Origin of the sequence: Vibrio nitrifigilis (genome assembly GCF_015686695.1) — a bacterium.
GTDB classification, from domain to species: Bacteria; Pseudomonadota; Gammaproteobacteria; order Enterobacterales; family Vibrionaceae; genus Vibrio; species Vibrio nitrifigilis.
In genome coordinates this window covers 873,186-898,201 of sequence record NZ_JADPMR010000001.1, presented here as the reverse complement: position 1 = coordinate 898,201, position 25,016 = coordinate 873,186, and the positions used below count along the sequence as shown (strand labels likewise).

The 25,016-nt window shown below is 42.8% G+C and carries 20 protein-coding genes and 5 pseudogenes; 14 read left to right on the top strand and 11 right to left on the bottom strand.

All coding sequences use genetic code 11. From position 1 onward, the window contains the following. The first annotated feature begins 87 nt into the window (after positions 1-87). Together I1A42_RS04060 and I1A42_RS04055 are read left to right on the top strand one after the other, a co-directional pair. Positions 88-1,125: a DUF3549 family protein gene (locus tag I1A42_RS04060; protein WP_196122734.1), complete on the top strand. Its 1,038-nt coding sequence runs from the start codon at positions 88-90 to the stop codon at positions 1,123-1,125. 10 nt (positions 1,126-1,135) lie between these two features. Continuing rightward, positions 1,136-1,438, top strand: coding sequence for a DUF3301 domain-containing protein (locus I1A42_RS04055; RefSeq protein WP_161154996.1), 303 nt, complete (start codon positions 1,136-1,138; stop codon positions 1,436-1,438). Here I1A42_RS04055 and I1A42_RS04050 read toward each other — a convergent pair. Beyond that, a complete protein-coding gene (locus I1A42_RS04050) occupies positions 1,395-1,919 on the bottom strand; it encodes a GNAT family N-acetyltransferase (protein ID WP_408063524.1) in 525 nt (174 codons plus the stop codon). The genes I1A42_RS04055 and I1A42_RS04050 overlap by 44 nt on opposite strands. Positions 1,920-2,896: 977 nt before the next feature. On the opposite strand from I1A42_RS04050, the gene I1A42_RS04045 reads away from it, so the two are divergent. Further along, positions 2,897-3,193 (top strand): hypothetical protein, encoded by a 297-nt coding sequence (locus tag I1A42_RS04045; RefSeq protein WP_196122140.1) that lies wholly within the window; start codon positions 2,897-2,899, stop codon positions 3,191-3,193. Further along, positions 3,190-3,639 carry a YaiI/YqxD family protein gene (locus I1A42_RS04040; RefSeq protein ID WP_161154990.1) on the top strand — a complete coding sequence of 150 codons (450 nt, stop codon included), beginning with the start codon at positions 3,190-3,192 and terminating at the stop codon, positions 3,637-3,639. The genes I1A42_RS04045 and I1A42_RS04040 overlap by 4 nt, the downstream gene beginning before the upstream one ends. A gap of 164 nt (positions 3,640-3,803) precedes the next feature. Here I1A42_RS04040 and ykgO read toward each other — a convergent pair whose 3' ends face one another. Together ykgO and I1A42_RS04030 are read right to left on the bottom strand one after the other, a co-directional pair. Continuing rightward, a complete protein-coding gene (gene ykgO / locus I1A42_RS04035) occupies positions 3,804-3,929 on the bottom strand; it encodes a type B 50S ribosomal protein L36 (RefSeq protein WP_161154989.1) in 126 nt (41 codons plus the stop codon). Positions 3,930-4,120: 191 nt separating this feature from the next. Next, positions 4,121-4,366: a type B 50S ribosomal protein L31 gene (locus I1A42_RS04030; protein ID WP_161154988.1), complete on the bottom strand. Its 246-nt coding sequence runs from the start codon at positions 4,364-4,366 to the stop codon at positions 4,121-4,123. Between the two features lie 142 nt (positions 4,367-4,508). Between I1A42_RS04030 and tsaA the strand changes: the two genes are divergently transcribed. The 9 genes and pseudogenes from tsaA to I1A42_RS03990 all read left to right on the top strand — a co-directional run bounded on the left by tsaA (position 4,509) and on the right by I1A42_RS03990 (position 12,089). After that, on the top strand, positions 4,509-5,204 hold the full coding sequence (gene tsaA / locus I1A42_RS04025) for a tRNA (N6-threonylcarbamoyladenosine(37)-N6)-methyltransferase TrmO (protein WP_196122153.1): 696 nt from the start codon (positions 4,509-4,511) through the stop codon (positions 5,202-5,204). Positions 5,205-5,301: 97 nt separating this feature from the next. Beyond that, positions 5,302-7,018, top strand: a pseudogene (locus I1A42_RS04020) (proline--tRNA ligase). 218 nt (positions 7,019-7,236) lie between these two features. After that, positions 7,237-7,573, top strand: a pseudogene (locus I1A42_RS04015) (DUF533 domain-containing protein); the annotation flags it as partial. Between the two features lie 59 nt (positions 7,574-7,632). After that, positions 7,633-8,010: pseudogene (locus I1A42_RS04010) on the top strand (PepSY domain-containing protein); the annotation flags it as partial. Beyond that, on the top strand, positions 7,991-8,146 hold the full coding sequence (locus tag I1A42_RS25290; RefSeq protein ID WP_196122732.1) for a PepSY domain-containing protein: 156 nt from the start codon (positions 7,991-7,993) through the stop codon (positions 8,144-8,146). The pseudogene I1A42_RS04010 and the gene I1A42_RS25290, both read left to right, overlap by 20 nt. Before the next feature lie 31 nt (positions 8,147-8,177). Further along, positions 8,178-8,690: a PepSY domain-containing protein gene (locus tag I1A42_RS04000; RefSeq protein WP_196122731.1), complete on the top strand. Its 513-nt coding sequence runs from the start codon at positions 8,178-8,180 to the stop codon at positions 8,688-8,690. Positions 8,691-9,230: 540 nt separating this feature from the next. After that, positions 9,231-9,863, top strand: a complete 633-nt coding sequence (locus I1A42_RS24990; protein WP_268982042.1) for a malate:quinone oxidoreductase — start codon at positions 9,231-9,233, stop codon at positions 9,861-9,863. Next, positions 9,829-10,745, top strand: a pseudogene (locus I1A42_RS25285) (malate:quinone oxidoreductase). The gene I1A42_RS24990 and the pseudogene I1A42_RS25285 overlap by 35 nt, the downstream one beginning before the upstream one ends. A gap of 240 nt (positions 10,746-10,985) precedes the next feature. After that, positions 10,986-12,089 carry an NADH:flavin oxidoreductase/NADH oxidase gene (locus I1A42_RS03990; protein WP_196122730.1) on the top strand — a complete coding sequence of 368 codons (1,104 nt, stop codon included), beginning with the start codon at positions 10,986-10,988 and terminating at the stop codon, positions 12,087-12,089. Positions 12,090-12,161: 72 nt separating this feature from the next. Here the strand turns inward: I1A42_RS03990 and I1A42_RS03985 are convergent, their stop codons facing one another. Next, entirely contained in the window at positions 12,162-12,515 is a 354-nt protein-coding gene (locus I1A42_RS03985; protein ID WP_196122729.1) for a hypothetical protein, read from the bottom strand. Between the two features lie 296 nt (positions 12,516-12,811). Between I1A42_RS03985 and I1A42_RS03980 the strand changes: the two genes are divergently transcribed. Then, positions 12,812-14,053, top strand: a complete 1,242-nt coding sequence (locus I1A42_RS03980) for a carboxylesterase family protein (RefSeq protein WP_196122728.1) — start codon at positions 12,812-12,814, stop codon at positions 14,051-14,053. Between the two features lie 66 nt (positions 14,054-14,119). Here the strand turns inward: I1A42_RS03980 and I1A42_RS03975 are convergent, their stop codons facing one another. The 7 genes and pseudogenes from I1A42_RS03975 to I1A42_RS03945 form a co-directional block, all read right to left on the bottom strand. Beyond that, a complete protein-coding gene (locus tag I1A42_RS03975) occupies positions 14,120-14,611 on the bottom strand; it encodes a hypothetical protein (protein ID WP_196122727.1) in 492 nt (163 codons plus the stop codon). Positions 14,612-15,113: 502 nt separating this feature from the next. Then, positions 15,114-16,807, bottom strand: a pseudogene (locus I1A42_RS25280) (ABC-F family ATP-binding cassette domain-containing protein). Positions 16,808-17,196: 389 nt separating this feature from the next. Beyond that, the gene (locus I1A42_RS03965) at positions 17,197-17,961 is read right to left on the bottom strand and encodes a ferredoxin--NADP reductase (protein WP_161157399.1); all 765 of its coding nucleotides are present in this window, start codon (positions 17,959-17,961) and stop codon (positions 17,197-17,199) included. A gap of 112 nt (positions 17,962-18,073) precedes the next feature. Continuing rightward, complete coding sequence (locus I1A42_RS03960) at positions 18,074-18,940, bottom strand: SDR family oxidoreductase (protein ID WP_161157398.1); 867 nt, start codon at positions 18,938-18,940, stop codon at positions 18,074-18,076. A gap of 146 nt (positions 18,941-19,086) precedes the next feature. After that, positions 19,087-19,683 (bottom strand): hypothetical protein, encoded by a 597-nt coding sequence (locus I1A42_RS03955; RefSeq protein ID WP_161157397.1) that lies wholly within the window; start codon positions 19,681-19,683, stop codon positions 19,087-19,089. Positions 19,684-19,806: 123 nt separating this feature from the next. After that, the gene (locus I1A42_RS03950; RefSeq protein WP_196122726.1) at positions 19,807-20,766 is read right to left on the bottom strand and encodes a diguanylate cyclase domain-containing protein; all 960 of its coding nucleotides are present in this window, start codon (positions 20,764-20,766) and stop codon (positions 19,807-19,809) included. After that, the gene (locus I1A42_RS03945) at positions 20,763-24,845 is read right to left on the bottom strand and encodes a PAS domain S-box protein (RefSeq protein WP_196122725.1); all 4,083 of its coding nucleotides are present in this window, start codon (positions 24,843-24,845) and stop codon (positions 20,763-20,765) included. The genes I1A42_RS03950 and I1A42_RS03945 overlap by 4 nt, the downstream gene beginning before the upstream one ends. Between the last annotated feature and the right edge of the window lie 171 nt (positions 24,846-25,016).

The following is a 25,016-nucleotide window of genomic DNA, read 5'->3' as shown; positions in this document are numbered from 1 at the left end:
TAAATGCAATCACTGGAGAACATTTTATTCTGACCTCAGTATAGGTTACCATTGCCTTAGATAAGACATTCCGGACCATTGAGTATCATGGACAACATCGCAACATTAAGTCAGCTACTGCAAACCAGTGGCAATCATTATAAAGTTTTCGACCTCGGTCGACGTATCCAAGTTATTCCCAATGAACAATTTCACCAAGTTGAACAAGGGTCTCAACCTTATCCATATCCGGTGCAGCGCAGTGCGCAAATTGCCATTGCTTATTGGAACGAAGCGAATCAACCTTGGATCTGGTTTTTAAAATTTGAATTAGACGAACGCGGTTTATTACAGCAATCTCACGTCACCCAATTTATTCAATATGTATTAGAGGCTATGGGCTCTCGGCTCACGAATGAGTTAAGTGAAGAACAGCAACAAAAACTGACTAACAACCCATACACCTTCAAACCCCATGAAGATAAAATGGCGCTCTTTCATAGCCTAATTCGTTCTCACTTAGCCCTGCCATGCAGTCAATATTATGAGCATGCCCAGCACTACTTCAAAGGTGGATTAGGATGGGATAACTGGCAAACAGTTGGGCTACAAGGTATCACTGATATCTGTACTCATATCGGACAAGAACAGAATGGCGTATTACTGCGTAAGGCCATCGCGCATTTACCAACCCAGCCACTTTATGCCTTACTTGGTGCGTTAGAACACATTGATCTTCCTGAAAAATTAGCTGATCGAATCGTTGAAATGGCGAATAAAGAGATCGTCAGTGATAAGCCCGATCTGTTTTTACTTTCCGCCTTAGTGAGAGCATTAGCTGGCGCTCCTGAAAAACATCTGACAGACATTGTCGATAAACTTTTAAGTTCAGAGCAATTAAGCCATCAGGAAATTTTGATCGGTATCGCGGGACGTTCATGGCATGTACTCGCTGATAGCGGCCGAGCACAACGTTTCTTGCTGCGTTTAGCACAAACAGGGAATCAAGCCCTATTCAACCAGTTGTTCGCTGATTTAGTGATGCTCCCTCAACTGCGAATGGTGATCCTGCCACTATTGCATGCAAGCCCATCACCAGAGCTCACACAGGCGCTGATGGAATTGCAGCGTAATACCAAAAGTTGAGAGATTAGGAATGAATGATTATCTGCTGGGGATACTGCTGGTATGCCTTTTCTCTTACGCATTTTGGCAACAACGTCGTCAGGCAGAAATCGCTAAACATGTCATTAAACGCCAATGCGACCAACTCAATTTACAACTAGTGAGCGTCTCATTTGGTCGTCATCATTTAAAAACGCCACAAGGAGAGTGGCGTTGGCATACCGTTTACTGGTTTGAGTTTTCCGCCCTTGGAGACGATTGCTACCAAGGTCAGTTAGTCATGCAAGGATTCAGAGCCCAAAAATTTCACTTGCCACCTCATCATCTTCCTTAACCACAGGTCGTTGATGCCACTCGAAACGATAATAAGGGCCGAATTCATTTTCTTCTTTACCTTGCAGCTTAAAACCTAGCTTGTTAAGGATAGCAATGCTTGGCTCATGCCCAATATTTACCTTTGCAACCACCATTGATAGTGCTAACTGTTTACAAATATGGGGAAAGTAAGCTTTAAGGGCTTCCGAAGCATAACCATTTCCCCAATACGCTTTATCAAAGAGGTAAGATAACTCCGCGTCACCGTTACGGTCAGTTTCAATGACAACATGCCCCATGTATTCACGGTTATAGTTATCTAAAACGGCCATAGAATGCATGTCAGGATCGTGTAATACCGTTTTAAATAAACGTCGAGCAGAAGCAACGGTTTTAGGGCCATTCATTTGCGCTCGGTTTTTGGCGCAACAATTTAGCATTAAAAATTCAGATTCTAATGCGTCGGTATAGGGCACTAATAGCGTCCTGCGTGTCACTATAGTCACGGACTATCCTTGTTGATACAAATGTTCTTTAAGTTTGAGCGATCTCCCTGTCATCCACTGACCTGGGGAGTCACATCATTAGAAGTCACCGACCACAGCGTTATCGCTTTCATCATTGTTTTAATCAATCGGTGCTTATATTGTCGTCTTTCTTAGTGCATATGAAAGGCAGCTAGATCAAAAAACCAGCAGTTAACGGGGCTAATACCCATTGCCTTTAGCTAAACACAAACCAAGAAAAGCCCCGACACAAAAGTATCGGGGCTTGATTCTCACTCGCAGCAGTCCGGCCACAAAAAAGCTCCATGCATCATCCATAATAGCGGCATTGCCCTTTGCCATATCCATCCATCGCCTTCCTAGCGGTGTCCTTTGCATCCATACTGCGACCTCAATCCGGAATCGCGCACATCACTTGTTCCTTGAGCGGTGTCCTTGCCATCATCCTGATGGTACTCCGCTAATCCTTAGGTGTGTCCATGCTCATCCCTGCAATCAACTTATCCATGTTGATTGAAAGTATCCGTACTGAGTCCTAATACTTCCTTGCTACGACAATTCCTGTTATCGATGCTTCATCCCAAAGCCGCCACTGTTCCGTAGCAATTTATCCTTGTCAGTATCCTTCCGACCCGTTCAATCTACCGCTCTGAGTATTTAAAACAATGGACTCAGAGCACAAAATTCTGTGTCAGTTTTATTAAGTAGATATTAAACAAATAAAATCATATAGTTAAAGTAATATTCAGTTAAATTACCCTATTTAAAAATGATTTTTCTTACAACACATGTGAGAGATCTCTTACAAGTAAATACCTCTTTTGCTCTAAGCCATTCGTTTCACTCATATTAAAAACCTGTGCACACCTCACGAACTACCGAAGTTATTTGGGATTATGAGGCTTCACCGTTAGAATAACAGCTAGAGTTTTGGCTACGCTGGCCGCAAAATTACATCAAAGGGAACCATTATGCTCACAAAAGATATCTCCGATGAGCTTAAACAGATTTTTTCTAGTATTGAAGCGCAGGGAAAAACCCCTACGGTTGCTTTAGTAAAAGCTCGTCTTAGTAGTTCAGTGCCAATACCTGCAATTATCTCCGCTATAAAATCTTGGAAAAGCGCAGCCCGAATTCCCAAAGTCGAAATTGCGGCGCAAATAGAAAAAACGGCTGAAGAAAAAATCACCCAACTCGAGCAACAAGTCCAAGACTTAACCCAACGTGTCATCGCATTAGAAGCACAATTATCAGGAAACAAAGAATGAATATTTGGGTCGATGCAGACGCGTGTCCAAAAGTTATCCGTGACACGTTAATCCGTGCCGCAGAGCGAACAGGTATCGACTGTACGTTCGTAGCCAATCATGCAATCCCGTTACCGCAAAGACAAAACATCCACCGCCTACAAGTACAAAGTGGGTTTGATGTGGCTGATAATGAAATTGTGCAACGTTGTGAATCTGGTGATTTAATTATCACAGCTGATATTCCGTTAGCAGCGGAAGTCCTCGCCAAAGGTGCTCATGCACTTAACCCTCGAGGAGAGCTCTACACGAAAGAAACGATTGGCGCTCGTTTAAACATGCGCGATTTTATGGATACATTACGCTCGAGCGGCATTCAAACAGGGGGACCTGCAGGCCTGTCACAAACCGATCGTCGAGAATTTGCCAATCAACTCGATCGTTTTCTGGCGAAAGCCAAACGGTAATCTACAAGCTGTAAATTTAAAACAGATCGTATTTACATAAAATAGCCCTACAACGTCTTGTTGTAGGGCTATTTTTGGGCTTGTTATGGCATTAGCAAGTATTGCAAAAAGCCGATCATGAATCAGGTCTTCGAGTCGATTCATAGTCAGCAGTCATATTGGAATTAACGTTGCACTGCTTTAAAACGTGGATTCGTTTTGCAGATAACGTACATACGACCACGACGTTTTACGATTTGGCAATCTGGGTGACGATTTTTAGCACTTTTTAATGATTTTACGACTTTCATTGTGATCTCCTAAAATTTAGCTGCGCTAGCGTTGCACAGCCCAAAATTTATCTTCAACTTCAGATACACTTCGCTCTTCTGCATTCTTTACAGCGCAGCAAAAGCAGTAATTCGTCCTATCCCAAAGCGCATGCCAAATTCGCTAAATCGACATCACTATCAAAGGATAACTAAGGGATAGCACGTCACTCTTAACTAAATTGACCAAAACGTTTTTTGAATTTCGCAACACGGCCTTGTTGTTGAGCAACACGTTGTTTACCAGTGAAGAATGGGTGTGATTCAGAAGACACCTCAATAGTCACATATGGGTAAGTTTCACCTTCATACTCAATCGTTTCTTTAGTTTGTACTGTAGAACCCACAACAAAGTAATGATCAATGCTGGTATCGTGAAATACAACTTTACGGTATTCCGGATGAATGCCTTCTTTCATGGTATCCTCATCTGCGTTTCAAATTGTTATGTTATAACATATTAAGTGATAAGCATTATCAACAACTCTCAATTGATTGCAAGGGATTTATTAAAAAAATTGTGATATTTTTTCTGGCATTTCTATATTGATGATCGATCATATGTTCGAAGTACACCCCATAGCTTTCGTTGAAAGCCCTTACAAAGAGAAGTTTGCTGTTCCTCGTCAGCCGCGGTTAGTGCCAGCAGCAACCGCTCGCATCCGTTTGGTTGATGAACTTAACTGCGCAGAAGCAGTGCGTGGACTTGAACAATTTAGTCATTTATGGCTTTTATTTTTATTTGATCAAAATTTAGCTGCAGGATGGAAGCCAACCGTTCGCCCGCCTCGATTAGGTGGTAATGAAAGAATTGGAGTACTTGCCTCAAGAGCAACATTCCGCCCCAATGGCATTGGTATGTCGGCAGTCGAACTTAAAGGGGTAATAAAAGAAGGCAATCAATATTACATCGAAGTAGGCAGTGTCGATTTGGTCGACAACACCCCAATTGTCGATATCAAACCATATATTCCCTACTCGGATTCCATTCCAGAAGCCATTGGCGGTTACGCTTCACAACAGCCAAATACGATCAGTGTGGCCTGGAGTAACGAAGCAACGCTGTCTATTTTGGCTCGAACTAACGGTGTACAAGAGCAGCAAGTTATTGAACAAGTACTGGCGCAAGACCCGCGCCCCGCTTATAAGAAAAACAAACCTGACAGTAAAGAATATGCAGTAAATTTGTTCGATTTAAATGTGAAATTCACCGTTCAGGACAACTTAGTAACAGTTACTGCGATTGACCCCTTTTGACAAAAGCATTTGACTGATATTATTAGCGGCTAATAACCCATTTATCGTCGCTAGTAACACGATAAATCCCCTCAACTTTGATGAACGGATACCATAAATGCGTACCAGTAATTATCTTCTTTCTACTCTGAAGGAGACTCCAAACGACGCAGAAATCGTAAGCCACCAGCTTATGTTGCGTGCAGGTATGATCCGTAAGTTAGCTTCAGGTCTTTATACTTGGCTACCTACTGGTCTGCGCGTACTGCGTAAAGTCGAAACAATTGTTCGTGAAGAAATCGACAATGCCGGGGCAATCGAAACGTTAATGCCCGTAGTGCAGCCGTTTGAACTGTGGGAAGAAACTGGACGTTCTGAAAAGATGGGGCCAGAGCTATTACGCTTTACTGACCGTCACACTCGTCCTTTTGTACTCAGCCCAACAGCAGAAGAAGTGATCACTCACCTTGTTCGTAATGAAGTGAGTTCTTACAAACAACTTCCGCTGAACTTGTACCAAATCCAAACTAAATTCCGTGATGAACGCCGCCCACGTTTTGGTGTGATGCGTGCACGTGAATTCTGCATGATGGATGCCTACAGTTTTGATATTGACAAAGAAGGCCTACAAAAATCTTACGATGCTATGCATACCGCTTACTGTAATGCGTTCGATCGTATGGGTCTTGATTACCGTCCAGTATTAGCAGATAGCGGTGCTATCGGAGGTAATGGTTCACAAGAATTCCACGTGCTAGCAGAAAGCGGTGAAGATCTTATCGCCTTCTCAACTGAGTCAGACTACGCAGCAAACCTTGAAAAAGCAGAAGCAGTAGCTCCTGCAGCAGAAGCAGCAGCACCGACTCAAGAGATGACGCTAGTTGAAACTCCAAACGCGAAAACCATTGCAGAGTTGGTAGAACAACACGGCCTACCGATTGAAAAAACAGTGAAAACTCTGTTTGTTAAGGCATCTGACGCAATCGACGCACCGATCGTAGCGTTGATAATTCGTGGCGACCATGAATTAAATGAAATCAAAGCTGAGCACTTAGAAGAAGTCGCATCTCCGCTAGAAATGGCTGAAGAAGCAGAAATCCGCGCTCTAATCGGTGCAGGCCCAGGTTCTCTTGGCCCTGTAGGCCTAGAACTACCAGTGATTGTTGACCGCACTGTTGCAGTAATGAGCGATTTTGGCGCTGGCGCAAACATCGACGGTAAGCACTACTTCGGTATTAACTGGGGTCGCGACGTTGAGCTAGGCAAAGTAGCAGACCTACGTAACGTTGGTAGAAGGTGATCCTAGCCCATGCGGTAAAGGCACACTGATGCTAAAACGTGGTATCGAAGTCGGTCACATCTTCCAGCTAGGTAAAAACTACTCTGAGAAAATGAACTGTGGCGTGCTTGGTCCTGATGGCAAAAACGTTATCCTAGAAATGGGGTGTTACGGTATCGGTGTTTCCCGTGTGGTTGCATCTGCTATCGAGCAAAATAACGATAAATACGGCATCATTTGGCCTGACGCTATCGCGCCATTCCAAGTGGCTATCGTACCAATGAACATGCACAAATCTGAGCGCGTAAAAGAAGCTGCAGAAAAACTGTATCAAGAACTGAAAGATCTTGGTGTTGATGTGCTGTTTGATGACCGTAAAGAACGTCCAGGTGTGATGTTCTCAGACATGGAATTGATTGGTGTACCTCACACTATCGTCATTGGCGATCGCAGTATGGATGAAGGTAACTTCGAATACAAAAATCGTCGCACTGGTGATAAAACACCAATCGCAATGACTGATATCGTTGAGCACATTAAAGCTCAATTGGCGTAATAATCTTTTAACGCCATACTGATAAAGGGCTGGGAGTTTCCGGCCCTTTTTTATACATATCACCTAACCCAATGGTGTCACCCTCTTCTCCACAGCTGAGCCTCTTAACATACAAACCTAACCCCCTCATTAATCCTAGGTTCAGGCTCCAATTGCTATATTACTGACATTAAATCAAACCTATTGTTTGATATAGCATGTATGGCATGAGGTGAACTATGGATTTAAAAAGTCTTCTTAATCAGGCACTCAATTCAGATCTTGTTAAACAAGGAAAGCAAAAGCGGCTGAACTCAGTCATAAAACCGATACAAATCAATTAAAAACCTTTGGTCTAGGCGCAGCCAGTGGTGGCTTGGTTGGTGCATTACTTGGCTCAAAAAAGACCAAAAAATGGGGAGTACTGCATTAAAAGTCGGTGGTGCGGCAGCTTTAGGCGCTCTGGCCTATAAAGTTTACAACGACTATCAAGCTAAACAAAAAATACCGAACCCAACGATTACTTTTGATGAGCACAACCCTCGACATGAGCTGATCATCCTCAAGGCTGTCATCATGAATTAACCGCCGCCCAGCTCAAGGCAAGGTTCAACCCACTTAGCACACAAGTCAATGCAGCACTGCAGTCGCTTGATAAACCATTAACTATTAAGTCTGTTCGTCCGGCGCCTCAGCCCGGAGATACCACACGAGTACTCTTTCGTGACCCTACGTTAACAAAATATCGAGCCCGTACCGTGTTTGTTGATCCCGTATCGCTTGAAATACGTGGAACGTTAGCCAGTTATGGTACAAGTGGTGTATTGCCGCTGCGAATTGCCATTGATTTTATGCACAAAGATTTATTGCTTGGTGATGTCGGAAGGTATTACAGTGAATTAGCAGCCTCTTGGATGTGGATAGCCGCATTGGGTGGCATTATCTTGTGGTGGCGACAGAAGGCCCCCAAACGTCGCACTAAGTTCAACACCTATGCCCGGTCATCGTCATAATCACAGCCGAATCGGTATATGGATAAGCCTTGGACTCCTGTTCTTTTCTGCAACGGGATTAACTTGGTCTAAATGGGCCGGCGCTAATATGCGCCCAATGGCGTCACACCATCGGTTGGGTAACTCCTACTCCTAGCCGTCACATCCCACAGGCTAAAGCCGTACCAGTGACGATTCAAACGGAAAAGTTTGATGAAATACAGGCAACAGCGCGACATTTTGGTATTGATGCCAATAAAATTGAGATCGTTCCAGCCTACCAAAAGAACCAAGCATGGATGGTAAAAGAGATTGATCGTCGTTGGCCAACACAAGTCGATTCAGTCGCAATTAATCCACAAAATTTGTCAGTGATCAGCCATGCCGAGTTTGAGAAATTCCCTCTAGTCGCCAAGCTAATTCGCTGGGGTATCGATGCCCATATGGGCGTTCTTTTTGGCCTGATAAATCAGATCATTTTGGCTCTGTTTGGCATTTCTCTTTGCTGTATTATCGTTTTTCGGCTACGCCATGTGGTGGAAAAAAAAACGACCACAAGCCGGCAATGGTTTTACACCATTACGTCAAGCTTGGGCTCCACTTTCAATACCAATAAAGTGTCTGATTGCGTTAACAACTTTGGTATTAAGTTTGGCACTTCCAGTGCTTGGAATCAGCGTGATTTTATTTTGTGTTTTTGATGTTATTCGGTGGCAGTTAACGTCTGTTAGGGCTGAGCTAGTTTAATATCATGAGCTGTGACAAAAAAAAGGCACATTAAGTGCCTTTTCTTATGTTAAGACATAAGTGATAAATATCGCATTTGTGGTGTGTGTCAATGTAAACAGCATTAATAAATTCGTAACCACTTGTTACTGGTTTTGATGGTGGTATATTGACTTGAAGTTTCCTGCAGCAAATTTTGACGTAGACAAAAAGCAGCAGTGAATTTACCCACATGAAACACAGACTCGATGCTCTTACTTCCTCCGAAACAACATCCGGCGGTTTTCATAGTTGAACATCATTATATTTAGCGATTGATTATTGCATCGCTTTTTGACGTGTGTCTTACGGTAAGTTTGGACAAAAAAAGTAGCGGACAGGTTTAATTCGAACATTAGCAAGTGAAGAGATGTAATCCCCAATGAAAAATGTAACTGTCATAATGGATTGAACCAGCAAGATTCTGACGCAAAGGAAGACGAGCTGGCAGCGTAGTTCTTATCGGTGGCGGCATAATGAGCGCAACCTTAGGAACTTTGTTAAAACAATTAGAACCTAATTGGAAAATTGAATTATTCGAACGACTAGGCGATGTTGCTCTCGAAAGTTCAAACGGCTGGAATAACGCTGGTACTGGTCATTCTGCGTTGGCTGAGGCTAACTACACCCCTGAACAGAAAGATGGTCAGATCAATATTGATAAAGCCATCGCTATTTATGAACAATTCCAAATATCTCGTCAATTTTGGGCCTATTTAACCGAGCAAGGTTGGCTGAATAATCCATCTGAATTTATCACCAGTGTCCCACACATGAGCTTCGTTTGGGGCGACGATAATGTGAACTTTTTACGCAAGCGTTATCAAGCACTTCACCGTAGCCCACTTTTTGATGGTATGGCTTACTCTGAAGATCCAGAACAAATTGCTTCATGGATTCCAGAAGTGATGGCTGGGCGCGATCCAAAGCAAACCATCGCTGCGACTCGTATGCGCATCGGCACTGATGTAAACTTCGGTGAACTCACTCGCCAAATGATCACCCAACTAAAAGATAGTGCTGGCTTTAACTTACATCTCAATCACGAAGTTCGCGATATTGAACGTTTAGCAGATGTGCTCATGGTCGATAGCCGTTGCGGATGGTAACCAACATAACCAAGTTCGCATAGTTAAAGCCAAACATGTCTTCATTGGTGCCGGCGGCGCTTCATTACGCCTACTACAAAAATCTGGCATTCCTGAAGCGAAAAATTACGCAGGATTTCCAGTTGGCGGACAATTTTTAGTCACAACGAATCCTGACGTTGTGCAAGCACACAGCGCGAAAGTCTACGGCAAAGCTTCTGTTGGCGCACCACCAATGTCCGTACCACATATTGATACTCGAGTTATTGATGGCAAGCGTATGTTGTTGTTTGGGCCCTTCGCGAGCTTTTCCAGCAAGTTCCTTAAAAATGGTTCTCTGACCGACCTGTTCAAATCATTAACGCCATACAACATGGTTCCCATGGCTCAAGTTGGCGTACATAATTTCAACTTAGTCAAATACTTAGTTGGGCAACTACGTCAAAGCGATGCTGATCGTCACAAGCACTGTGTGACTTTTTCCCACAAGCTAAAGCCAATGATTGGACACTATGCCAAGCAGGTCAACGCGTACAAATCATTAAAAAAGAGCCTGGGAAAGGTGGCCAACTACGTTTAGGTACCGAGTTAGTAAGTTCTAGCGATGGTAGTTTAACCGCGTTGCTCGGCGCATCACCTGGCGCATCGACTTCTGCTGCGATTATGCTTAATTTGCTTCAGCAATGTTTTGGTGAACAGATGGCAAGTGATTCATGGCAAAGCAAGATCCAAGAAATGATTCCATCATTTGGTCGTTCCTTGCATGATGATCCAGAACTCAACCAACAAGTTCTACGCCAAACCAGTGAGGTACTTGGATTAGAGCACCATCTTGGCGAGCTTGATACTGCAGAAGAACAACCATCTGAAGCGCAACCTGACAGCCATATTCAATACGCTTAAAGCCTAGCTTTCTATACCTTATACCCAAGTAACCTTGTTACTTGGGTATAAACCATATCAATAGTATTTGGGGTTAATCATACTTAGTGGCAATGGTAGGTTTTTCTATCATTAAATTGGCAATCATCTCCCCCTTTATTCTTCTAATTTTATCCCCATATCTTCCTTAACAACTTACACAGAGTTACGGTTTCTTACGACTCTCTGTGGCTACTCACAAAATCTCTATAAGGAGGCGACGTGGCTCAGCTATTCACACCTATCTCATTTGGCCCACTGACAGCCAATAACCGAATCATCATTGCACCTATGTGTATGTACTCTGCTGAAAACGGAGTCGTAAGACCATGGCATGAGCAACACTACGGAACTCTTGCCCAATCCGGTGCAGGATTGCTTATTGTTGAAGCCAGCGCCGTTGCTCCTGAAGGACGGATATCCTACGCAGACGCAGGCATTTGGAACGAAGAATGCCAAACGGCATGGCAGCATGTCGTGGAAAATGTCGGCCGCTACTCCTCAACCCCGCTCGTAATGCAACTCGCCCATGCTGGTGGTCGTAAAGCGTCAACAGACAAGCCATGGAACAACAATGGCGCGCCTATCGCACCAACAGATGAAAATGGCTGGCAAACAGTAGCGCCAAGCGCTGTTCCTTTCGCGGCAACAGATCCAACGCCTAGAGCATTAAACACCGACGAAATTGATACCATCATTAATCAGTTTGTTGCGGGTGCAAAACGCGCTCTAGCTGCTGGTTTTAAAGGCGTTGAAATTCATGCTGCTCATGGCTATTTATTGCATCAATTCCTATCTCCAATTAGTAACCAACGTAATGATGAATTTGGCGGCTCCCTCGAAAATCGGATGCGTTTAACATTGGCCGTATTTGATGCGATTAAATCAGCAGTACCTGAAGAGTTTATGGTGGGTATTCGTATTAGTGCCACAGACTGGGCAGACAACGGTTGGGATGTGGAACAAAGCATCGAGTTGGCAAAAGCATTGGATAAACGCGGTTGTCACTATATTCACGTATCTAGCGGTGGTTTAACTGAGCATCAGCAAATCCAGGTTGGCCCGAACTACCAAGTCCCCTTCTCCGAGCAAATTAAAGCAGCAGTTGAAATGCCGGTCATTGCCGTTGGTCTTATCACTGATGCGAAGCAAGCAGAACAGATTCTTGTAGAAGATAAAGCCGACGCGATAGGCTTAGCTCGTGGTATTTTGTATGACCCACGTTGGCCATGGCATGCGGCGGCAGAATTAGGCGCGACCATTTCGGTGAGCCCACAATACTTACGCTGTCAGCCTCATGGATTAAAAGAGCTACTGACACGCTAATTAATGGATTCTTAGGACAAGACTCTCAGGTTACTGAGAGTCTTTTTATCTATGAAACAACCCAACCATTGACTAGTTGAGCTGACGATAAATCTGGCAAAGGCTGTTTTTCAACAGCTGTTGGTAGGGCTGACCACAACGAGACCTAAATCCCTTTTTCTGCTCGGTTTTATATTCAGACAAACGCAATAAAACAATATACTCTTCAAACATGGACGCTACTTTGTAATATTGTTTGTGTGACAATACATCTTGTAGACTTTCCAGCTCTAGCAATGTGATACGGTGACTCGGTGATGAAAAATCACGAGTTCGTAAACAACTGATTATTTTACTTCTGATAGAAGAAACGGCAAAACTTGCCTGCTTTTTCTTACTACCCATTAACCAGCCAATACTCATCGAAACCGCAGCTAAAACTGTCATAGCAACTCCCAAAACAGTGAAAGTTAAACTCATATTTTGAGCATAGCAGTGGTTTATGACAGTCTAAATTCAAGTTGCCAAAGTATGATATAGATCACTTATAAATGAATAAAACTGTGGGCAATTATGACAGCATTTTGAAAAAAAGTGGAAGTTATTCACGTCAGAAAAGAGTATGATCAACTTTAAATTTAAGTAATTAAATTGAACATTAATGTTTGATTAAACAAGCAGTTATTATAATTTTATCAGTTTCATCTTATGTTAATGCTCATCAACACCCATGAGACACCTCAATGTTACGTATTTTATCCATCATTCTAGGAATCAGTTTAGTTCTAACTGGTTGTGTCCAAACGAATAATAAGGCCACCCCATCATCCGATGAATTAGCGATACAGCAAGTCAACGCCAATATGTATATTGGTGACTTTGGTAAACGCTTAGATAGTTTAACCTATGAATTCCAACACCCGGTCAATATAAATCATTTCGAAGGAATGCGCTTTATCGTCCATGCTATCTTTAGTGCCACAAATGACACTCCATCGACGGTATCCAAAGCCATCAAGGTGACAAGTGTTAAAGTCCATGGGAAAAATCTTACGATCGGTTTATCAGACTTTGATACACAAAACTTGGAGCGTCTCCAAATCGACAGTTCCGTTAAGGCTCTTAGCACTTCTCAATTGAACTATTACACTAAGATTCGTACTGTTGATGAATTCAAACACCACACCTTTACAGCAAAAGATGGTACAACACTTTCATATTGGCTCTACCTACCCAATAGTCAATCACCGACTCCGCTTATGGTGTGGGAACATGGTGGAGGTGAAGTGCTCAAATCGTCTTATCCACGTGCTAACTTAGAAGCGAATCGCGGTGCCACCACTTGGATAGAGCACCACGAAAAAACAGCGGTTTTGTCGGTTCAATATCCAGAAAATTACAGTTTTGGTATTGCTGATGTTCCCGACCAATTTGAACAAATGCAGCGTTATAACACAGCAAAGTATGAACTCATCCAAACTCTTATTAAGAGTGGTGAAGTCACACCAAACCGCGTTTATATTTCAGGAGCATCTTCTGGCGGTGGCGCAGCTTTACGCTTCATCATGCAATATCCAAAACTGTTTGCTGCCGCGCTGGTGATTGCACCAAAAGATACGATCGTCCCATTGTCAGATCGTTATGATTTAGCATACAAATTTAATGCGGGCCCAAATGCGTTACGTTTGAGCCAAGCTGAATATGAATCAAGCTATCAGGAAATGGAAAACGCACTTTCTGACAGCGATATTACCTCAGTACCAATGTGGTTCGCGCATGCTCTCAACGATCATATCTGTACACGTTACACCTCGACGATGATGTACGATATTTTGAAACGTAAAGGGGCGAAAAACATCCATATCACCTTATATAGTGATGACATTATGCATGCTTATAACACACCTTATAATCATTTTTCTTGGGTACCAACACTGGATAATGCCCGGATTATTAATTGGGTTTATGCACAGCGCCGTCCATAAATTGAATAAAAAAGAGCCGCAATCAGATTGAGGCTCTTTTTTATGAATTACTAGTACTGACTAGAATTAAACGCCAGCGCGTTTTAACAAGCCAGCCATTAAAGGTGAACTTGCTTTCACTTGCTTAGATTTTTGCGTCAGTGTGTTAGCTAGGCCAGTATCGCCAATATTTTTTGCGATGTGAGCCATAGAGTGATAGAAACTCGTTGCCGATTTCTTTTGGCTAACTTGCTGAAGTGGCGTTAATAGTTTCGCCATATCATTACCGCTCATACCTTGTTTAGTCGCGTAAGCTTCTACAGAATCGAGCAGCTTATCTAAATCGACCATTGCTTCGGTATTTTCAGTAGTACCAAGCTTTTTCATCTCTTTCATGTTACGGCGGCGAATTTGCGCAATAACAAAACGTGGTGTATTCAGTTTTTTCACCACAAAATAACCAGCAGCAATCACTAAAATGATACCGCCAATTGAATACCCCCAGCCGGAATTTAACGTGTCTAACACGGTTTGCATTACAGGCGCGGTATCGGCTACGTTTGTTGATACATCAGACATCAATCATTCCAACCTTAAAATTCTTTAAATAGTTCGTCCAACAATTTAAATTGCTTTGGATATAGCGACAATGCGTTAAATCAGAAGTCAGCAATTTAATTTGACTGTTTTTCCCATTACAGTGGGAGTGGCAACGAAAGGCCATTGCATTGAGCAATCACTTATTCGCTACAACTTCGACTATAGAGGGCTTATCAGTGTCCAACACATTGGTGATTAATACATAAAAATATCATTAATCAGATCAATAAGAGAGTTCAGCCTCTAAATGAAGACCTTCTACGTTATATGGGGACACACTCTAACAAATCCAATTGAAAAACCCAGCTTATTAGTATTAAACAACGATATTGTTGTCAGTAAACATAAGGTTTTTCTACCTAAGCGGTCTATTATCCATAACTTGAGTACTAGAACAAATTTAGTCGCACGTTACGAACAAAAATAGGCCCCAAGGAATGGCCTCGGGGCGCTAGTTTAACGGATTTTATTGACGATTTGTTCAAATTTCTTCTTGCCAGCGTTGCTGGTTTCGCACTTTTTGATGACGTGGTTTCCGTTTTTAAGTCATCGGCTAATCGCTGTTCTAATTCAACCTAAACGTACCAGAAGTGCTTCTTCATCAACGAGTTCATAGTCAGTCTGACTTATGTGATCGTGCGATTCACTAGGCTTACTGGACGGTTTAACCGCTGTATCTAGGTGGGAATAAGCTTCGTTAACGTCCAAATATTCACATAACTTGTTAATCAACAATAACCCAGAACCGAGTACAACAGGTTTCAATAAGTCGGCGATCATGACTGACCAACAAAACACCACCGGCAAAATGCGATAAGGTATCGGCAAGTTGTTCTTTACCCTCTAAATCAAGGTGGTTAGTCGGTCATCAAGCATGAGAAGATGATATTGAGCCAACGACAATCCTGTAAACAACAATCTCGCTCGTTCACCGCCACTTAATTCACTGACCATTTGCTGGTGTCGTTCATAAGTAAAACCCGCATTAATCAGCGCTTGCTTACGCACCATCATCACTGACATTCGCAAATGGTCGTAGAGCGTTATTTAATGACGCCTCACTACTCACCTTGCTGTAACGATTGATCATAATAACCAATCCGACATTGGTCATGCAGGCTGACCTCATCAATCATGGGTTGTTGATAGTGCTGATATAAATGACGTAATAGCGTTGATTTTCCGCAACCATTTGCGCCCATGATAGCAATCCGATCACCACTTTTAACCTGCATAAAAGGAGCGACAAACAGTGGAATACAGCTCTGCTCAACACAAACATTCCACGTAGAAAATTCAACTAAACGATTCGCGGGCAAAGCATTACCCTTTAACGATAATATCCACGGCGTACCATCACTTAACTCAGTTTGCTGCTCGATTAAACGCGTTTTTACGCCGTTGCATGGTTTTTGCTTTTCGAGCTAAATCTTCGTTATCGTAGGTTTTACCCCATTGAGCTAACCGTTTTGCACTTTGATCAAGGCGCTCAATCTCTTGCTGTTCACTAGCAAAACGTTGTTCGTCCGCGCAATCCTTGGCAGCTAACTGTTCTCTTGCTTGTGAGCAGGGTAAATCATAATAATACAGCGAGGAATCACGCATAATCCAAGTGGAATTAGTCACCTTGTCTAACAACACATCGTCGTGTGAAACCAAGACAAAACTGCCCTTCCATTGGGATAAAAATGATTCTAACCACAACATCGAGGGAAGATCTAAATGGTTACTTGGTTCATCAAGTAACAATAAATCTGGCTTTGTAATCACAGCCCTTGCCAGTAGTAAACGTATTTGCTGTCCACCGCTAAGTTGGTTTACAGTACGTTGATACTCGGCTTCGGCAAAACCTAAATCCGCTAATAGACACTCAGCTTGCCAGTGGTCAGTCGCTAATAAACGTTCTTGTAACGCTTCTAATACTGTACTTTGTAGAAGGTTTGCAGGTAAAGATTGTTCTACATATCCCAATAAGCAACGTTGTGACACTGAAACCTGACCTAGAGTTGCTTCTTGGCGACCACTTAATACTTTGATCAAGGTACTTTTACCGCAACCATTATGGCCAATCAGACCAATCTTTTCTCCTTGCGAGATAGTGACGCAAAGATCATTAAACAGCGGTGCATGGGAATAACAAACAGTTAATTGTTGGGTGGTTAAATAGGTACTCATAATAAACTCAAGAATTTTAGGCGTAAGCGCCCGTTGTCATTTGCTGACAATAATTCTCTGAGCTCGAGGGAAAGGAACTCTATGGGCTAATTTCTAGACGAAATAGGATAAATGATCATGACATTTTCGCTCAAGCTGAGATTATCGCAGCGCGATATTACAAACTCTTGAGCGACATTTAGTGCCATAAAAGTGTGGATTAATTTTACGAGTCCACAATAACATACAGAACGCCTCCTTATTTTTCATTACTATCGGTAAATCAAGTATATACATAAGTGACCTCAAGATACAGAGGTCAGAGCCTAATCGACGAACAGCGTTCAAGAAGCGCAACTGGTCGACCCAATCAGATTCATCTCACGCTCTCTTTTTAAATGACTCACTCACTACCAATAATTTTCGTAACTAAAATGACCAGGTTTACGACGTAAATGCTTACGCAAACCTCTATTCTTTAACACTCGGTTGGTGTCACGGATCATGTCAGGGTTACCGCACAAATAAATAAAGCTTTTGTCCCCTTCGATAGTTAACCCGGCCGTTGTTTCTAGAACACCAGATTCAATGAGTGCGGGAATGCGGCCGCTTAAAGCTCCGTCTACTTTTTCTCGTGAGACAATGGGTATGTAGTGTAAACGCCCCGCATAACGTTCCTGCAACTGATGAATATGATCGCGATAAACCAATTCTTTTTGCTTACGCACTGCATGAACTAACACGATGTTTTGATACGGCATTAAATGATCCTCTAGCATGGCTAAGTAAGGGCCAATTCCAGTCCCTGTTGCTATCAACCATAGCTCTTGAGCGTCTGGACGGATTTCTTCTGCTGTCATAAATCCAGACGGCTTTTCACCGACATAAACCGTGTCGCCAATATTAAGTCCATACAGTTTATTGGATAGTTCACCGTCAGGAACGGTAATAATTAAGAATTCCACTTGCGCAGTAGAAGGATGAGGGCGAGAGGGAGGATTGACGATTGAGTAGGCGCGACGAACCCACTCTCCTTGCTGATTACATAAACCCAGTTTGGTGAACTGCCCTGCAATATATGGGGCCACAGGCGCTTGAATTGTCAGTGAAAATTCGTTTTCAGTCCAGTCAATACGGTGGGTCACTTTCCCGGCCACTAAACTATGTGGATGCATATTAAACCTCCTCATATGGTGACAATTTAGGCTAACACGGCTAAAGACGTATCTCAAATCAGTGGTTAGCGTATAGAAAAAAGCCGAGCTTAAGCTCGGCTACCTATTCGATCTATTTGCTGGGCTGACTATGATGCATATGTCGATAGTATTCTTCTAAGCGGTGTTGCCCTTTCGGTGGTGCTAACATGTCTCTAGACATGACCGTCATAAAAAACTCCAATGGACCATATGTGGAGCGACTGGTAAAAAAGCGTGACATTCCCAATAACATGCCACGAGACCAGCTTGGAATATAAGTAATACGTGGCTCTTTACCTGCGTATTTAAACGCCAATTCAGCGATCTCTTTATGGGTCATTTGATCCGGGCCACCAGCAGTAATATGCATGCGAGGCGCATCTATGGCATCGACACAAATTTGCGCCATATCGGCACCATGGATTGGGTTAGACTTTAACTGACCGCCATCAAACAAAAACACCCGGCCATTTTCCGCCATATGATAAAGATCATCTAAATCACAAAACAATCCGTTCGGGCGAATCACTGAATACTCTAGTCCCGAGTTTTTCAGTTCATCAACAAACTTTTCTTTGGCTGCGCATACAGATACTTTGCGCAACTTATCTCCATCAAGCACGGAAACATAAATAAATTTACGCACCCCACTTCTTTTTGCTTCCTGCAATAAATTTAAATTGGCTTGAAAGTCTACATCCATATAGCTTAAGCCATCATTTTGGCGAGTAATGCCAATGGTGGAGATTACCGTATCAACGCCATCACAACACCCACTGATGGTATTCAGCTCAGTGACTTCTCCCACGTAAAGTTGATCAGGATTCAGTCCCTTCTGCTGAAGTTTTTCTACATCGCGAACTAATGCCCTAAGTTGAAAGTTACGCTCTTGTAGCTCTCTTGCTACATAGCTGCCTAAATAGCCTGTGGCACCTGCCAGTAAAACCGTCTTTGCCATGGTGTTACCTCATGATCCATCAATAGTGACTCGTCTTCCTAGTAAGTCACAACGTTTCCTTGAGTGCAGCACGATGTGTGCAAACCAACTTTTCAATATCTCAATCTAGCGGGCGTCGAAAAAATATGCAACTTTATTCTTTGATCTTAATTCAAATCATTAGAATCACAATCGAGAGAGATAAAGACATTTTTACTGCCGTTATATACCTGTTGCATACCAACTGAAATTCTTTTATCACTTGTGCCTCGTGGTGCAAGCACTACTTTTTCGTTATTTGCGAGTGACTTATATTGATTGCATTGACCTGGAGACTTGATTGAAATAGTACTCACATGAACGCGGCTAAGCTGTTGCCAATTTCGCGTAGAGACTCGGCTAAGTACTACATCGAGATCTTTATTATTCAACGATGAAAAATTACTTACATAGACATCATTCAATAGCATATCCCGCAAGCTAGTGATTCGATTGATAGCGCCTAAGTCCTTAATTTCACCACCACTTAGCACGAGAGATTTTAATGCGGGTAACTGTTGGATACCTTTTAATGACAATGCACCTTTAAATGCGCATTGGAGATATTCTAATTGATCAGCACTGCTGACATGTGCCTCTTTCGCCATATAAGATACGCACTGTTCGAGCTTTGCATCTTGGAAGTGAAGTTGATCGATCGGAGTTTGATTCGCACCACTTGGTTGAGCAAATAGCATCGATACAATCAATAGTGGAGTTTTCACCGGGCTAGTCCTTATTCATACTTACCCAATAAACTTAGCAAATAAGGGACTGTAGAAGGTAATATCTAGGTAAAAATGCTAATTGGAATGTTCAATCGCAGAATATTTCGTCAATAACCGCGCTTAATTATCTTTCGTTTCCGTTTCACAAAATATCGACGTGCGATTACGACCATGTTGCTTACTGACGTATAGTGCTTGATCGGCATACAAGAGTAATTGTTCTGCGGTTATGGCAGCACTAGGCACGACAAACGCTTGTCCGATACTCACTGTAACCACCTTGGCTGCGTCGGAAGATTCATGTTCAATATTCAAATCTCGGACTGCTTGTAAAATATTATTCGCGCAGATAGTTGCCCCTTCTTCATCAGTAAATGGCAATAGGCAGCAAAATTCTTCGCCGCCGTAACGACAACAAATATCTGACGTGCGACGCACTGATGACTGCAACGCTTTTCCTACCAATTTCAGACATTCGTCCCCAGCAATATGCCCATAGGTATCGTTATAACGTTTGAAATAATCAACATCCACCATCAGCAAAGCAAGCGGCTTATGCTCTCTTTGACATAGGTTCCAATCACCTTTTAATGCCTGATCGAAACGGCGCCGATTGGCTAAGCCCGTTAGGCCATCAATCAATACCATATCTCGCATGATGTCCATTTGCAGCTTAAGCGTCAGGTGGGTCATGACTCGAGCTCGCACAATCAGTGGGTTAAAAGGTTTGGTAATGAAATCCACCGCCCCCACTTCAAAGCCATGAGCCTCGACGTTATCTTCCGTTTCGGCCGTCACAAATATAATTGGAATATCCAGAGTTAATGGATCTTGATTGAGTAACCGACAGACCTCATAGCCGTCCATTTCAGGCATTACGATATCGAGTAAGATAATATCTGGTTGCTGCGCCCTTGCTTGCTCAATGGCTTGTCCGCCACTGGTGGCCATAACCACATCGAACTCATCTTTAAATATTTCGTTTAGCGCTCTAATGTTGATGGGCTGATCATCAACGATCAACAAAACCGGTCTGCGCTTATCGTGCCTAAATTGTTCGAGAAACTCGAGACGTTTCATAAACTCTCCCTTACCGGCCCAATATAAGCCTGTGCTTGCACAAAATCTAAATCATCAACCGCCTTGTGTAGCGCACTGATATGCTTATTATTCGGGTACTGCTGACTGAGCGTATCAACTAAAGATAGAGCATTCATATTGTTCATTGCTAAATTATTTTCTAATTCATCCAATAATAGGGCCACATCCAACGGTTCTTCTTCATGAGTGTGTCGTTGTTCTTGTTCATCACCAAGTAATGCCGCCAACATCGAATGTTCATCCTGTGCCATTTTGAGGAGAGAATCCGCAAAATCCACGTTGAAAAGTGACCTCCCGTTCTGGTCTAAATCTAACTGTTTCGCTTGCTTTTCTATATCGATGATAAATCGGTACAGTTTGTCTAATCCTGCGGTTCCCGCCGAACCTTTTATCGTATGTATACTCGCCATCACATGCTGCCATTGGCGATGCTCTATCTGCTCTTGTAACTCAACCACCAACTCATCAAATGATTCCATAAATCGGTTTAAAATAGAGCGATACAGCGCTTCATTTCCACCAAATCTCTGGATCACTGCATCAATTGAACTCATACCTTGAGGCGCTTTTGTCACTCCGTCTCTCTGCAGGCCAATATTTTTTTCAATAACATGAATCACTGTGGTGAAATCAAGTGGTTTACCCAAATGATCATTCATACCTGCGTTGAAACAAGCTTCACGATCTTCCGGACTCACATTCGCGGTCATCGCCACTATAGGCAATTGCTGATATTCCTCATGTTCGCGAATTTTTCGGGTTGCCGTTAATCCATCCATATTGGGCATTTGCATGTCCATCAGCACCAAATCAAAGTGACAGTGATTGGCAAATAATATATCGATGCCTTTTTTACCATCCCCTGCCAAATACACTTGTGCACCAGCACTTTCGAGTAATTCAGTCGCAACTTCTTGATTAAAGGTATTGTCTTCCACCAATAAGATGTTCAATCCGGATAACGGCAATGGCTCAGCTTGCTCTTCAGATTCTATATCCGCACTTGCAAGAGCGCGATTTTCTAAGACATCAAGCACGCTAGTAAACAGCTGATGTGGCGTTACCGGTTTTGCCAACACTAGGTTAAATGGGGTCCCTTCTTCTACAACAGGCAAATCCCCCTGACTCGCTGCACTAATCAATATAATCTTTGGTGGGTGAGGCTCCATAAAAGCGTGAATATGTTTAGCAACATCAACACCATTCAAATCAGGCATTAACCAATCCAGCAACACACACGCAAAAGGATCGTTTTTCTGTACCGCACGCTTAATCGCATCAAACGCCTCTTTACCCGACGTGACAGACTCCACCCTCGCGCATAGCCGAACCAGCGTATCCGCTGCCATCATTCTGGCGACCTCATTATCATCGACGACCAAAATCTTCGGTGCATTTTCAAACAACTCAGGTTGCCAATGTATGTTGTTATTAACAGGAAGTGTCACGGTAAAGTAGAACTCACTCCCCTCACCCAAACGACTTTCTAATTTTAAGTCTGCTCCCATTAGATCTAATAAGCGCCGACAAATAACCAGGCCAAGGCCTGTACCGCCATAACGCCGAGTGATTGACGCTTCTGCTTGCGTAAACCCTTCAAAAATTTTCTGTTGCTGTTCAGGGCTAATACCAATACCACTATCACGAATCCCAATTCGAATCGTTGCTTGACCATTTTGGTAGGCGTGTAACCGCGTGTTAACAACAACTTCACCCACGTCCGTAAATTTAATCGCATTACTAATTAAATTGAGCAAAACCTGTTGTAATCGTAATTCATCTCCAATGAGGTGATACGGTACGGTTTCATCTAAATCGAACAAAAGTTCAATGGATTTGTCTCGTAAATTTCCAGACATCACCACAGCCAAATGTTCCATTAATCCGTTAAAATTAAAGGGATGCGGGTCTAACTCAAGTTTGCCAGATTCAATTTTGGAATAGTCAAGAATATCGTTAAGTAGACTAAGCAAAGAGGTGGCAGCCATTTTTGCTTTTGACGCAAAATCATACTGTTTTTGACTCAATGACGTTTTGAGTAAGAGTTGCAGCATGCCCAAAACCGCATTCATCGGGGTGCGAATTTCATGGCTCATATTGGCCAAAAACATGGATTTTGCTTGGTTCGCCGCATCTGCAGACTCCTTCGCATCCTTTAATGCCTGTTCGGCTTTCTTCTGCTCAGTAATATCAGCAGCAATCCCCAAATAACCGACAATATCTCCTTGATTATCACGCATAGCACTGACAACCAAATTAATCGGGAACCGGTGCCCATCTGAGTCAATGTAGGTCCATTCCGAGGATTCCGAGCGATTCTCTTTTGCCTTGGTTAAAAAGACATCGATACCTTCAATCGGACGACCATGAATACGAGATAATTCCTCACCTCGTTCTTTCACCTCTTCTATATCATGGAAGATGACCGGGTATTCCTTATCCACAACATCTTCCGCTTTCAGCCCCAACATCAACTCTGCACCATGATTAAAAAGCTTAATCAGACCGGTCGTATCAGTAGCCACAATCGCGTATTCGTAGGCGGCAGAAAGAACATTAGACAGTAAGACATTGAGCTCTTCTAACTCTGCGGTGCGTTGGGCAACTTGCTGTTCTAGGTTGGCATTGAGCTCGCGAATTTTGTTTTCAGCCGCCTTTTGCATTGAGATATCACGCACGGTTTTTGCGGCACCAACGACTTCCCCCTTAAAGTTCAAAATTGGAGATACCGTGGCAGAAACAGGAAATTCAGCGCCATCCTTACGATGTCGAATACTTTCAAAAGCAGCGATGGTTTCACCGTTAGTGATCCGACTTAAAATATCATCTTCTTCATATTGCAACCGTTCAGGTATCACTAACTCTTTTAGCAGTCTCCCTATGGCCTCTTCTCGCTTATAACCAAATATCTTTTCTGCTCCTGCGTTCCAGCTAATAATTCTCCCCTCCAATGTTTTGCCAATAATGCCATCGGCTGAGCTTTCTACGATGGCATGTAATTTTGTTTGCTCATGGATAAGACGAGAACGATTAGCTCGCTGAGTGGTGAACATGCCAACGACTAATGCTAAGAGAATACTCATTGCCAACCCGATACTTAAAGTCGCGGCAGGAGAGTGAAGGTGTAAGCTGGAAATATAGGCGGGTGTAACCGACAACTCCAAACGCCAGTTTCTGCCCATTATGTCTAACTCTTTCTCCTGACGATAATCGCCTTTCCCCTTACTATTACTGTAAAAAGGCTCGGCATCGGGCGCCTCAGTAACGTCAGTAATCGAAAATATCAACTTTTCTGGATGGGGGATGATATCTTTCAACACGTTAGACAAGTTCAATGGCGCGCTAATCCAACCAAACCCTTTCTCTAAACGCTGCTCTTTGTTTAATGGAATCACCCCACCTTTATAAAGTGGCAGTAGAATGAGTAGAGAATCAATTTGCCCACCTGGGTTAGTAATAAGACGGATCGGCGGTGTGATTTGCGTTTTCCCTTCGATCAGTGCTTTATTGGCCGTTTTACGCCGTTTGGGCTCCGACGCAATATCAAAACCAATTGCTTCAGCATTCACCTCATAAAACTCAGGTTCCATATATTGCACAATATACGAATCACCAAAATTAGGAGCATATTGATTGATTTTGAAATTGGGTTTACCGTCTGATTTTGCTTTCGCTAGAAATGCTTTTACCTCATTGCGAGGTACTCGTCGAATAAAACCAAACCCCCTCGCTCCAGGGAAAAATTCATCAAGGTTTAATGTGGTACCAAACTGATTTATTTCTGCACGCGTTACATCCACACCACCACCAGACAAAATAGCAGTGCGTGCTTCCATCAAACCATAGCGATACAAGCTAAAGCGTTCAGAGACTGATGCATATAACTGATCAAATTTCTCATCAACCGATTCTTTAATGTGGTTTTGATTAGAAGACATAATTAGTTGATTAACAACAATAGTAGCGATTATTCCTACCAGAAAGACGATCAATGCCAAACGATACCGGGAATAGAATGAACCAGCTGACTTAAACTGAGTTGCAGAGATGCCTTCCATATAACTCCTGCATGATCAATAAAATAAATCGACGCTCCCTAAATATGTTAATAAATCCCAGCTAATTGATAATAAAGAGAGCCTCGTAAGTACTTAACATTTTTCGATGTACCACCCAAAGGTCGCGCTTAAAGCAACACCGATGCCGAAGGGTATTTAATTAGTGTAGAC

Excerpts from the sequence above, each read along its gene's own strand:
- I1A42_RS04055 (WP_161154996.1), top strand. The coding sequence starts at position 1,136 with ATGAATGATTATCTGCTGGGGATACTGCTGGTATGCCTTTTCTCTTAC.
- I1A42_RS04060 (WP_196122734.1), top strand. The coding sequence starts at position 88 with ATGGACAACATCGCAACATTAAGTCAGCTACTGCAAACCAGTGGCAAT.
- I1A42_RS04040 (WP_161154990.1), top strand. The coding sequence starts at position 3,190 with ATGAATATTTGGGTCGATGCAGACGCGTGTCCAAAAGTTATCCGTGAC.
- I1A42_RS25290 (WP_196122732.1), top strand. The coding sequence starts at position 7,991 with ATGCCCGGTCATCGTCATAATCACAGCCGAATCGGTATATGGATAAGC.
- I1A42_RS24990 (WP_268982042.1), top strand. The coding sequence starts at position 9,231 with ATGAGCGCAACCTTAGGAACTTTGTTAAAACAATTAGAACCTAATTGG.
- I1A42_RS03960 (WP_161157398.1), bottom strand. The coding sequence starts at position 18,940 with ATGGCAAAGACGGTTTTACTGGCAGGTGCCACAGGCTATTTAGGCAGC.
- I1A42_RS03975 (WP_196122727.1), bottom strand. The coding sequence starts at position 14,611 with ATGTCTGATGTATCAACAAACGTAGCCGATACCGCGCCTGTAATGCAA.
- I1A42_RS03980 (WP_196122728.1), top strand. The coding sequence starts at position 12,812 with ATGTTACGTATTTTATCCATCATTCTAGGAATCAGTTTAGTTCTAACT.
- I1A42_RS04045 (WP_196122140.1), top strand. The coding sequence starts at position 2,897 with ATGCTCACAAAAGATATCTCCGATGAGCTTAAACAGATTTTTTCTAGT.
- I1A42_RS03950 (WP_196122726.1), bottom strand. The coding sequence starts at position 20,766 with ATGAAACGTCTCGAGTTTCTCGAACAATTTAGGCACGATAAGCGCAGA.
- tsaA (WP_196122153.1), top strand. The coding sequence starts at position 4,509 with ATGTTCGAAGTACACCCCATAGCTTTCGTTGAAAGCCCTTACAAAGAG.
- I1A42_RS03965 (WP_161157399.1), bottom strand. The coding sequence starts at position 17,961 with ATGCATCCACATAGTTTAGTGGCCGGGAAAGTGACCCACCGTATTGAC.
- I1A42_RS04030 (WP_161154988.1), bottom strand. The coding sequence starts at position 4,366 with ATGAAAGAAGGCATTCATCCGGAATACCGTAAAGTTGTATTTCACGAT.
- I1A42_RS03945 (WP_196122725.1), bottom strand. The coding sequence starts at position 24,845 with ATGGAAGGCATCTCTGCAACTCAGTTTAAGTCAGCTGGTTCATTCTAT.
- ykgO (WP_161154989.1), bottom strand. The coding sequence starts at position 3,929 with ATGAAAGTCGTAAAATCATTAAAAAGTGCTAAAAATCGTCACCCAGAT.
- I1A42_RS03985 (WP_196122729.1), bottom strand. The coding sequence starts at position 12,515 with ATGACAGTTTTAGCTGCGGTTTCGATGAGTATTGGCTGGTTAATGGGT.